Annotated in this window: 1 protein-coding gene; it reads right to left on the bottom strand. The window is 50.5% G+C overall.

Going from position 1 to position 305, the window contains the following annotated elements; translation table 11 throughout:
* Positions 1 to 305: ATP-binding cassette domain-containing protein (locus ACYP03_RS25450; RefSeq protein WP_459782599.1), on the bottom strand; the 305-nt coding region annotated here is incomplete at both ends.

Raw genomic sequence — 305 nt, 5'->3', positions numbered from 1 at the left:
AGGTATGCTGATGGGCAAGATCTAAAGCAGAGGTGGGCTCATCCAGCATTAATATACATTGATCACTGGCTGTACTGAGTTGCGTCAGTACCCTTGCAAAGTGGACACGTTGCTTCTCCCCACCGGAAAGCGAAGGATAGAGCCGTTGACTGAGATGACTGATACCTACCTCGGCCATTTTCTGCCGTGTGATTTGCTGGCTGTCTTTAAGGCTAAGCTTTAAGGGCATAGTGCCCAATTGCGCGACTTCCTGAGCAGTAAAGCCAAAAGACAGCGTGCTGTGCTGGGGAAGGACGCCCATATGA

The sequence above is a fragment of the Photobacterium sp. R1 genome, from assembly GCF_054600795.1.
This window is presented reverse-complemented; position numbering and strand designations above follow the sequence as displayed.